Source organism: Cyanobium sp. LEGE 06143 (assembly GCF_015207535.1).
Lineage (GTDB): Bacteria > Cyanobacteriota > Cyanobacteriia > PCC-6307 > Cyanobiaceae > NIES-981.
Window position 1 is genome coordinate 1 of record NZ_JADEWP010000116.1, and the last position, 8,261, is coordinate 8,261.

Below are 8,261 nucleotides of genomic sequence, written 5' to 3' on the forward strand. Positions count from 1 at the left end.
GCCCTGTTCAGTCTGCCGGCCCTGGTGGTGATGGCCTTTCTGGGCTTCAACAGCGTCAAGGTCACCAGCGGCGGCCAGTCGCGGCTGGTGGAGCGCCTCGGCAAGTACGACCGCCAGCTGCAGCCGGGCCTCTCCTTCGTGCTGCCCGTGGTGGAGAAGGTGGTGAGCCACGAGTCGCTCAAGGAGCGGGTGCTCGACATCCCGCCCCAGCAGTGCATCACCCGCGACAACGTGTCGATCGAGGTGGATGCGGTGGTGTACTGGCAGCTGCTGGAGCACTCCCGCGCCTATTACGGCGTCGACAACCTGCAGGCCGCCATGGTGAACCTGGTGCTCACCCAGATCCGGGCCGAGATGGGCAAGCTCGACCTCGATCAGACCTTCACCACCCGCCAGGAGGTGAATGAGGCCCTGCTGCGCGAGCTGGATCTGGCCACCGACCCCTGGGGCGTGAAGGTGACCCGGGTGGAACTGCGCGACATCCATCCCTCCGCCGGGGTGCAGCAGGCGATGGAGCAGCAGATGACGGCCGAGCGCGAGAAGCGGGCCGCGATCCTGCGCTCCGAGGGGGTGCGCGACAGTGAACTCAACGCCGCCCGGGGCCGGGCCCAGGCGCTGCTGCTGCAGGCCGAGGCGGAGGCCAAACAGCAGAGCCTGCAGGCCGAGGCCCGCGCCGCCGCCGCCACCTGTCTGGCCAGGGCGATCGCCGCCGACCCCGCCGCCGCCGAGGCCCTGCGGCTGCTCCTGGCCCGCGACTGGATGGAGATGGGCGAACAGCTCGCCCATGCCAAGGGGGGCACTGTGCTGATGGTGGATCCCCAGAGCCCGGCCTCGCTGCTCACCGCCCTCAGGGGCCTGCAGGAGAAGGGCTGAGCTCAGCCGCCGCCGGAGTCGCTGCTGGCCTGCTGCCAGCGGCTGTAGAGGTCGGGCCGGCGCTCGCGCGTGCGCTGCTGTTGCTGCTCCTGGCGCCAGCGGGCGATGGCGCCGTGGTCGCCGCTGCGCAGCACCTCCGGCACGCTCATGTCCCGGAAGCTGGCCGGGCGGGTGTAGTGGGGATGCTCCAGCAGGAGGGCACTGTGGCTCTCGTCGTCGAGGCAGGCTGCCGTGCCCACCGTTCCCGGCAACAGGCGCACCACGCCGTTGATCACCACCGCCGCCGGCAGTTCGCCGCCGGTGAGCACGAAGTCGCCGAGCGACACCTCCTCGTGGGCGAGGCTGCGGATGCGCTCATCGAAGCCCTCGTAGTGGCCGCAGAGCAGCACCAGCTGGTCGTGCTCCGCGGCCCAGCGGCGCAGGTCGCCCTGACCCAGCGGCACCCCCTGGGGGCTCATCAGCAGCACCCGACGCCGCGGCAGCACCGGGATCGCCTCCACGGCGGCGAACACCGGCTCGGGCTTGAGCACCATGCCGGCGCCGCCGCCGTAGGGCACGTCGTCGACCTTGCGGTAGCGATCACTGGCGTGGTCGCGGGGGTTGTGCACGTGCAGCTCAGCGATGCCGGCGGCAAAGGCGCGGCCGATCACGCCCAGACTGAGCAGCGGCGTGAAGGCCTCCGGTGCGAGGCTGACCACATCGAGGCGCATGGCCGTCAGCCGCCGCTGGCCGGCTGGCTCACCCGGCGGATCTCAGTGCTGAAGCTGGCCTGGCCGGGGGTGCCGTCGCTCTGGCGCTCCACCGTGCTGCGCAGGCGCAGGTTGGGCTTGGTGAACCAGATCCGCTCGCGCACCTCGCGATCGCCCTGGCTGAGCCACAACTCCAGGCTGCCATCGGGCCACAGCTGCCAGTGGCCCTCCAGGCCGCCGGAAGGGCCCGCTGCACTGGAGCCCTCTCCAGAGGCGCTGCTGCTGAAGAGGCCGTCGGCGCTGAACAACAACTCCCTGGGTGGTGCGTTCCTGGGCCCCACCCGCATGCCACCGGGGCCGTCGTCGGTGGGCTCCAGGAAGGTCACCAGCAGTTCGCCGCGCTCGCTGCTGTGCCATTCATCGCCGTTGGCTCCCTCCTCCTCGACCACCTCGCCGAGGGCAAACTGGCTGCGCAGGCCCATCCACTCACCGGCGCAGAAGCGCAGGAAGGCTCCGATTTCCTGGGGCGGAAAAGCTGGGGTGTCGCTCATGGCCCCATCCTCTCAGTCGCCTGCCCCTGGGTGGCCCTCAGTCGCCCCGGTAGCCCAGCTCCGCCAGGCGGGCGGCGTTGCGTCGCCAGCCCGGCACCACCTTCACGAACAGCTCCAGGTACACGGGGCCGGAGAACACCTTCTCCATCTGCAGCCGGGCCCCCTGGCCGATGGTCTTGAGCATGCGGCCCCCCTTGCCGATCAGGATGCCCTTCTGGCTGGAGCGCTCCACCAGCACCGTGGCCAGCACGGCGGTGCGGGGACCGTCGTCCACCACCCGATCGATGCTCACCGCCACCGAATGGGGCACCTCCTCGCGGGTGTGGGTGAGCACCTGCTCGCGGATCAGCTCGGCCATCAGCAGCTGCTCGGGCTGGTCGCTCACCGCATCGGCCGGGTAGAGCTGGGGGCCGGGGGGCAGGTCCTGGCTGAGGGCATCCACCAGCTCCGTGGTGCCCTCGCCGCTGAGGGCGCTCACCGGGTGCAGGGGCCAGCCAAGCGCCTGGCTGCCTCCGGGGCTGGCGAAATCCCCCCGACCGGCCAGCAGGTCGCGGTAGCTGCCCGCCAGGGCCGCGGCCTGTTCGGGCGGCACCAGATCGTGCTTGTTCAGGGCCAGGTGCACGGGGGCGCGGCAATGGCGCAGCAGTTCCACGATGAAGCCATCGCCGCGGCCGGCCGGCTGGCTGCCATCCACCAGCAGCAGCACCACATCCACCTCGCCGATGGCACTGCGGGCCGTCTTCACCAGGCGCTCGCCCAGCAGGTGGTGGGGCTTGTGGATGCCGGGGGTGTCGAGCAGCACCAGCTGGGCCGCCGCGGTGGTGAGGATCGCCCGCAGCCTGTTGCGGGTGGTCTGGGCCACCGGCGAGGTGATCGCCACCTTCTCCCCCACCAGTTGGTTGAGCAGGGTGGATTTGCCCACGTTGGGCCGCCCCACCAGGGCCACGAAACCGGAGCGAAACGGGCCCTCCGCGGGGGAGGGCTGCAGCATCCGGGCCGATTCGGCTGGATCTGGAATCGGCAGCAGCACGCCTTCGGCCGCCTGTGGTTCAGCAGTCGCGTTCAGCGTCGCGTCAGTAGTGGCATGGCTGGACTCGCTGGTGGACACGGTGGCTGGCAGGGCCTTCCCAGTCTGGGCATGGCCAGCGGCAGCGGCGCCTGGATTCCATAACCTCAGAGATCGCTGGACCCCTCCCATCGCGATCGCCATGACCACCACACCCCTTGAACCGACTTTCCAGCAGGCCATGGAGATCACGGCGCAGTGGCTGGCGCTCTGGGAGAACGGCGAGCTCAGTGATGAGGTGCTCGCCGATCGACTCGGGGAGCTGGTGGCGAGCCGGGATGGGGCCCGCGGTTTCTTCGTGGTCAGCCTGGTGGGCGACTGTCCGCTGATGGACCGACTGCCCGAGCCGCTGGTGCTGCAGCTGAGGACTGCGGGGGCGGGAGTGGTGGATCTCACCGCCCGCAATCTGGCCATGAGCACCGCCATGGCCCTGCACCACGGCCGCGCCGACGATGCTGAACAGCAGCAGGCCTCGCTGCGGGTGGCCAGCCGCTGCACCGAGCTGCTGCGCCTGCTGGAGCCCCTCGGTGTCAAAGAGCGGCTGGAAACGCTGCTGGCGGCCGCCGCCGCTGCCGAGGGTGAGGATGTGGCCTTTCTCGATCGCTGGGGTTACGACGCCGAGCAACGCCAGGCCATCGCCGCAGCCGTGGAGGCCGTGGCGGAGGGGTGAGCGGCGGAGGGCAAGGCCAGTGTCCGGCGTTGCCCTCTGCAGTTCCCAGAAAAAAGCGCCCCTGGGGGGCGCACGCGGCTTGAAAAGCCTGGGATGAGATCAGTGGAGCACGGAGGTGGAGCACTGATCTCATCCCCCAAGGGATGGTCAGTCGCGGCGGCCACCGCCCTGCAGGGCGATGATCAGCCGCAGCAGGAAGATGAAGAGGTTGATGTAGGTGAGGTACATCCCCAGGGCGCCGGCCAGGTACTGGTCGTCGTTGTAGGTGCGGGGCATCGTGTAGAAGTCCACGAAGGCCGCGCCGATGAACAGCACGGTGCCGAAGCCGGCGATCAGCAGCTCAAAGCCGTTGCCCCCGAACATGCCGGGCACGAACAGGCTGCCGACGATCTGCACCACCATGGCGATCAGCAGGCCGATGATGCCCAGGCCCACCACGGCGCTGAGGGCCTGGCCGACGCTGTCGCTCATGCGGCGGCCAGCGAAGGAGGCCACCACGAAGGTGATACCCGTGGCCAGGGTGGCCGTGCCGATGGCCCCAACACCGGCCACCGAGAGGGCATAGGCCACGATGCCGCTGAGGGTGAAGCCGGTGATCAGGCTGTAGGCCGCCAGCAGCGGCAGGGCCGTGGCGTTGTTGCCCTTGGTGGCCACGTTCTGGGCCACGAAGAAGAGGATGAAGTTGCCGATCAGGGCCACCCAGAAGAGCGGCATGAACAGGGCCTGATTGGCGGCCATCAGGGCCAGGCCGCCGATCACCCCACCGGCGGTGAGGACCATGCCACCGCCCACGTAGGGAAGGGCCTTGTTGACCACATTGGGGCCCACCAAGGCGCTCGATTGCGCCTCGCGGATGGCCTCCTGGAAATTGCTGCTGGCCGGCATGGCGCACCGGGAAATCGAACTGGGCTCATCCTGGCAGTGCCGGCGCCTCGGTGCCCGTCCCCGTTGGGCTCCGAGAGGTGTGGATCTCCCTATGACGACCGCCTGGGCGGGGCTGGGCTCTGGCGGCGGGCATCGCACTGGGCGTAGGCGGTGACCAGGCGCTGCACCAGCGGGTGGCGCACCACGTCGGCGGCCCCTAGCCGACAGACGGCGATGCCCTCGACCCCCTCCAGCACCTCCGCCGCCTCCTTGAGGCCGCTGGTGACCCCGGGCGGCAGATCCAGCTGGGTGGGATCGCCCGTGACCACCATGTGCGAGTTCTCGCCCAGCCGGGTGAGCACCATGCGCATCTGGGCGGCGGTGGTGTTCTGGGCCTCATCGAGGATCACGAAGGCATCGGCCAGGGTGCGGCCGCGCATGTAGGCCAGCGGCGCCACCTCAATCACCCCCTTCTCCAGCAGCGCGCTGGTGCGCTCGGTGCCCAGCAGGGCATGCAGGGCGTCATAGAGGGGGCGCAGGTAGGGATCCACCTTCTGCTGCAGATCGCCGGGCAGAAAGCCCAGCCGCTCGCCGGCCTCCACCGCCGGCCGGGTGAGGATCAGCCGCTGCACCTTGCGGTCGTTGAGCATGCGCACGGCCAGCACCGTGGCCAGAAAGGTCTTGCCGGTGCCGGCGGGGCCCAGGGCCAGGGTGAGGTCGTGGCCCTCCATCGCCTCCACGTAGGCCTTCTGGCGCAGGGTGCGGGGTCGCAACAGCTGGCCGCTCTGGCTTCTGGCCAGCACCTGCTCGCCGAGGGAGCGGTGCGCGGCCCCCTGGTTGGTGTCGAGGGCCTGCAGGGCCGTCTGCAGATCCACCGGGGTGATGGCCTGGCCCTGCTGCCAGAGCGGACGCAGCATGTCCATGAGGGTCTGGGCACGCTCGATCTGGCGGGGCCGGCCGCCGATCCACAGCTCAAGGCCATGCAGCACCAGCGAGGCCCCGGTGAGAGCCTCCAGGCGCCGCAGGGTGCCCTCCGCCTCACCGGCAAGAGCCAGGGCGGCGGTGGCATCAGGCAGGGCCACGGAGGCGCCACTGCGGCCTCCGGGCTCAGCCGCCGGGCTGGAGCTCAAGTCTCGGCAGCAGGCTCGGCGGCGGCTGCCGCAGCGGTCTCTGCCTCAGCTGCGGCAGCGGCCTTGGCCTCAGCGGCCTCGCGGGCCTCCTTCTTGGCGGCGGCCTCCCGCGCGGCGGCCTGCTTGGCCTGGCCCACCACGACGGAGGAGCGCACGGTCTTGGTGACCAGACCGCCCCGCTCGAGCAGGCTCAGCACGGTGGCGGTGGGCTGGGCACCCTGGGCCAGGCGGGCGCGGATCGCCTCGGTGTCGAGGCGGGTCTCCTTGGTGCGGGGGTTGTAGAAGCCGAGCTCCTCGAGCGGTCGACCATCCCGGCGGGAGGTGCTGTTCGTCGCCACGAGGCGGAAGCTCGCTTCCCGCTTCTTGCCGAACCGCTTCAGGCGGAGCTTGATCATCGGGGCCTTGCCGCTAGGTGTCCAAAGAAGCAATGTACCCCCTGGCCCGACCTCCCTAGAGCTGCCCGAACCCCTTGCGCTTCTTGGGGGGCTTGTGGGCCTTGCGGCTGCGGCCAGCGGCAGCAGGCGCCCCCATCCCCGGCATGCCGCCGCCCATGCCTGGCAAGCCACCCATCCCCGGGAAGCCGCCCATGCCAGGCATGCCCCCCATGCCGGGCATGCCTGGCATGCCGCCGCCCCGGGTCATCTGCTGCATGAAGCCACGCATCTTCTGGAAGTCGGTCAGCACCTTGTCCACCTCGGCGGGGGTGTGGCCGCTGCCGGCGGCGATGCGCCGCCGGCGCGAGGGAGTGGAGGCGAGCAGATCGGGATTCTCCCGTTCGGCGGCCGTCATCGAGCTGATCATCGCCTCGATCTTGCCCAGCKGTTCTTCGCCCTGGCGGAGCATGCCGTCGTCGATCTTGTTCATCCCCGGAATCATTTTCATCAGCCCGCCCAAAGAGCCCATGCGCTTGATCAGGCGCATCTGCTGCACGAAATCGGAGAAGTCGAAGCTGGCTTCCTGCAGCTTCTGCTGCATGCGCGTCACATCGGCCAGCTCCACCTCCTTCTGGGCCTTCTCCACCAGTGTGAGCACATCCCCCATGCCGAGAATGCGGCTGGCCATCCGCTCGGGGTGGAAGGGCTGCAGGGCCTCCACCTTCTCGCCGGTGCCGATGAACTTGATCGGAGCGCCGCTCACCTTGCGGATCGAGAGGGCCGCACCGCCGCGGGAGTCGCCGTCCAGCTTGGTGAGCACCGCTCCGGTGATGCCCACCTGCTCGTGGAAGGCGCGGGTGAGCTCGGCGGCCTCCTGACCGATCATCGAGTCGACCACCAGCAGCACCTCATCGGGGCTGCAGGCCTCCCGGATCCGCACCATCTCCTCCATCATCGAGGCGTCGATCTGGAGGCGGCCGGCGGTGTCCACCAGCACCGTGTCGAAACCCTCGGCCCGCGCCTTGGCGATCCCCGCCGCCGCGATGGCCTCCGGTCTGGCCTCAGTGCCCAGGCTGAACACCTCCACGCCGATCTGGCCGCCGAGGGTGCGGAGCTGCTCAATGGCCGCCGGACGGTAAACGTCGGCGCCCACCAGCAGCGCCTTGCGCCCCTGCTCCTTGAGGTGCAGGCCGAGCTTGGCGGTGGCGGTGGTCTTGCCGGCGCCCTGGAGGCCGGCCATCAGCACCACGGAGGGCGTCTCCGCCGTCCCCCCAGCGGCCAGGGGGGCGTTTTCGCCACCCATCACCTCCACCAGCTGCTCGTGCACCACCTGGATGAACTTCTGATCGGGGCTGATGCCCCGCACCACCTCGGCTCCGACCGCCTTGCGGCGCACCTCGTCGACGAAGTCCTTCACCACCGGCAGGCTCACATCGGCCTCCAGCAGGGCGCGCCGCACCTGTTTCAGCGCCCCTTCGACGTTGCCCTCGGTGATGGCCGCCTGGCCCCTCAGGTTCTTGACGGCGTCTTCAAACCGCTGGGAGAGCTCGTCGAACATCGCGGAGAGGCCTGGGGAGAGGTTGGCGCGGGGGCACCGCTGCCACCGATGGTAAAAACCGGCGTGGCAGGCTCTGGCCTCAGCGCAGGGGCGAGAAGCTCACCACTCGCCAGGTGTCGCCGTCGCGGCCGAACACATAGCGGTTGCGCAGATCGGCCTGGGCTGCCGGGCCGGCAGGCTCCCCGGCGGCGTTGATGGGCTGGGAGCTGTAGCGCAGGCTCACCAGGGCGGCGATGCGCCTGGGGGAGCGCTCTTCGATCGTGAGGTTGGTCACGGTGGTGTTGAGCTTGATCGTCTGCTGCCTGGCGGCCGATTCGCGGCGCTGTCGCTGCAGGTAGGCGATCTCGCCCTGACGGGCCATGGAGTCGAGCGGAACCGGGCTCTCGCCGCCGGCCAGCACGGCGGCCTTGGCCGCCAGCCAGGTTTCGAGCAGGGCCTGAACCTGGGCCTGGGAGGGCTCTGCCACCTGCAGCGGCACGGGGGGGG

The 8,261-nt window shown here is 70.1% G+C and carries 10 protein-coding genes; 2 read left to right on the top strand and 8 right to left on the bottom strand.

From position 1 onward, the window contains the following. Positions 1-873, top strand: an 873-nt coding sequence (locus IQ216_RS09090; protein ID WP_370566687.1) for an SPFH domain-containing protein, incomplete at its 5' end; no start/stop codon positions are given. A gap of 2 nt (positions 874-875) precedes the next feature. Here IQ216_RS09090 and trmD read toward each other — a convergent pair. Genes trmD through era form a run of 3 tightly spaced genes read right to left on the bottom strand, consistent with a single transcriptional unit; the run spans position 876 to position 3,137 of the window. After that, entirely contained in the window at positions 876-1,583 is a 708-nt protein-coding gene (trmD, locus tag IQ216_RS09095; protein ID WP_193815218.1) for a tRNA (guanosine(37)-N1)-methyltransferase TrmD, read from the bottom strand. A gap of 5 nt (positions 1,584-1,588) precedes the next feature. Continuing rightward, positions 1,589-2,113: a phycobiliprotein lyase gene (locus IQ216_RS09100; protein ID WP_193815219.1), complete on the bottom strand. Its 525-nt coding sequence runs from the start codon at positions 2,111-2,113 to the stop codon at positions 1,589-1,591. A 37-nt stretch (positions 2,114-2,150) separates the two neighbouring features. Next, entirely contained in the window at positions 2,151-3,137 is a 987-nt protein-coding gene (gene era / locus IQ216_RS09105; RefSeq protein ID WP_370561764.1) for a GTPase Era, read from the bottom strand. 184 nt (positions 3,138-3,321) lie between these two features. On the opposite strand from era, the gene IQ216_RS09110 reads away from it, so the two are divergent. Next, on the top strand, positions 3,322-3,849 hold the full coding sequence (locus IQ216_RS09110; RefSeq protein ID WP_193815220.1) for a hypothetical protein: 528 nt from the start codon (positions 3,322-3,324) through the stop codon (positions 3,847-3,849). A gap of 147 nt (positions 3,850-3,996) precedes the next feature. Here IQ216_RS09110 and IQ216_RS09115 read toward each other — a convergent pair whose 3' ends face one another. The 5 genes from IQ216_RS09115 to IQ216_RS09135 form a co-directional block, all read right to left on the bottom strand. Beyond that, positions 3,997-4,734: a Bax inhibitor-1 family protein gene (locus tag IQ216_RS09115; RefSeq protein WP_186699039.1), complete on the bottom strand. Its 738-nt coding sequence runs from the start codon at positions 4,732-4,734 to the stop codon at positions 3,997-3,999. A gap of 89 nt (positions 4,735-4,823) precedes the next feature. Further along, on the bottom strand, positions 4,824-5,843 hold the full coding sequence (locus tag IQ216_RS09120) for a PhoH family protein (RefSeq protein WP_193815221.1): 1,020 nt from the start codon (positions 5,841-5,843) through the stop codon (positions 4,824-4,826). Continuing rightward, the gene (gene rpsP, locus IQ216_RS09125) at positions 5,840-6,238 is read right to left on the bottom strand and encodes a 30S ribosomal protein S16 (RefSeq protein WP_193815222.1); all 399 of its coding nucleotides are present in this window, start codon (positions 6,236-6,238) and stop codon (positions 5,840-5,842) included. The genes IQ216_RS09120 and rpsP overlap by 4 nt, the downstream gene beginning before the upstream one ends. Positions 6,239-6,293: 55 nt before the next feature. After that, positions 6,294-7,775 (bottom strand): signal recognition particle protein, encoded by a 1,482-nt coding sequence (ffh, locus tag IQ216_RS09130; protein WP_193815223.1) that lies wholly within the window; start codon positions 7,773-7,775, stop codon positions 6,294-6,296. A 79-nt stretch (positions 7,776-7,854) separates the two neighbouring features. Next, on the bottom strand, positions 7,855-8,261 hold a 407-nt coding region (locus IQ216_RS09135; RefSeq protein ID WP_228007332.1), incomplete at its 5' end, for an IMS domain-containing protein.

What these genes read in the sequence shown, in the direction of transcription:
- trmD (WP_193815218.1), bottom strand. Translation starts at nt 1,583, where the DNA reads ATGCGCCTCGATGTGGTCAGCCTCGCACCGGAGGCCTTCACGCCGCTG.
- IQ216_RS09100 (WP_193815219.1), bottom strand. Translation starts at nt 2,113, where the DNA reads ATGAGCGACACCCCAGCTTTTCCGCCCCAGGAAATCGGAGCCTTCCTG.
- IQ216_RS09110 (WP_193815220.1), top strand. Translation starts at nt 3,322, where the DNA reads ATGACCACCACACCCCTTGAACCGACTTTCCAGCAGGCCATGGAGATC.
- IQ216_RS09115 (WP_186699039.1), bottom strand. Translation starts at nt 4,734, where the DNA reads ATGCCGGCCAGCAGCAATTTCCAGGAGGCCATCCGCGAGGCGCAATCG.
- rpsP (WP_193815222.1), bottom strand. Translation starts at nt 6,238, where the DNA reads ATGATCAAGCTCCGCCTGAAGCGGTTCGGCAAGAAGCGGGAAGCGAGC.